1 pseudogene is annotated in these 1,214 nt (G+C 76.2%); it reads left to right on the top strand.

The features are described from left to right. Positions 1-107: 107 nt before the first annotated feature. Positions 108-1,214: pseudogene (locus ACTIDRAF_RS32265) on the top strand (hypothetical protein); the annotation flags it as partial.

The following is a 1,214-nucleotide window of genomic DNA, read 5'->3' as shown; positions in this document are numbered from 1 at the left end:
GGGCCACCGGCTCCGGGGCGCCGGAGGGGTTGCGGCGGCTGGCGGGGAACACGGTGATCAGCCGGGCGCTGGCGGTCACCCGTGTCCAGCCCGCCACCGAATGGGAGGTGACCGCGCACCTGGTGGCCGCCGAGCTGGGCAGGATCCTGCCGGACGGCTCCGGTCGCGTCGAGGTGTGGGCGAAGGACGTGGAGCTGACCCTGTCGGAGGAGGACCAGCGGCGGCTGGACCGGCTCGGGGAGCTGCGCAAGGACGCGGAGGTGCGCGAGCGGGAACGCGACCAGGAACGGGCGGAACGCGCCTACCTCGGGGACGACGTCCTCAGCAGCACCGGCAGCGCCACCGTCTGGTGGCTGGCCCAGGACTCCCGGGACGCCACGAAGGTCAAGGAGACCGTGGACATGCTGGGGAAGCTGGCGACGCTCTCGGCGGCGGCCCACGGCACCGAGGTGCCGCCGGGGGTGCGGCGGCTGATCGCCGACTCCGTCGGGGAGGGGGCGGGCGGATGCGGTGCGACCGACCACCAGCACCTCCCGACCGAGCACATCACGTTCACCGCGCATCCGGAGGTGGACGGGCAGCAGGGGCTGTTCCACGACGGCGCCTTCCACCCCAACGGCTACTCCTCGGGCACCCACTTTACCGTGTCGGCGACGGCGTCACCCTGGCCGAGTGGCGGGGACCCCGGGGCCGAGGGCGAGGGTTCGGACGCCCTCGGGCACGTCGACGCGCTCGTGCGTGACCTGCTCCCCCCGTCGGACGAGTCCGGCCGGACGGTGTTCTTCGACCGGCTCGCCGAGCTGGTGGCGGCGCACGGCGGCGAGGAACTGTCGGCTCGGATCCGGCGGCACTACGCCGTTCCCGAACTCCCCCGGGAGGACGCGTCCTCGCCGGCGGCCGCCGACGAGGACGGTGGCGGTCGTGCCCCGGCCGGGGAGGCCGACCTGACCGGCGCCGGGAGCGAGGACACCACCCGCGGCTGGGACCAGCGGGAGCGGGACGAGCCGGACGCCGCCGCCACCGGCCGCGCGGGCGTGACCGCCGACTCGGACGGGCCGTGGCGGCGGAACGGCGGGAACCCCGACGACACCGGATCGCCGGAGCGTCCCGCCCCATCGGCGGAACGGCGGGACGGCGAGGGCGGCCCGGCTCCCGGCGGTGGGGCGAACCCTCTCGGCTCAGCAGGGGCGACGCCGGCGACGCCCCCGTCCACC

It is taken from the genome of Actinoalloteichus spitiensis RMV-1378, assembly GCF_000239155.1.
GTDB lineage: Bacteria > Actinomycetota > Actinomycetes > Mycobacteriales > Pseudonocardiaceae > Actinoalloteichus_B > Actinoalloteichus_B spitiensis.
The sequence above is the reverse complement of the archived record's forward strand: the minus strand, read 5'-3'. Positions and strand labels throughout refer to the sequence as shown.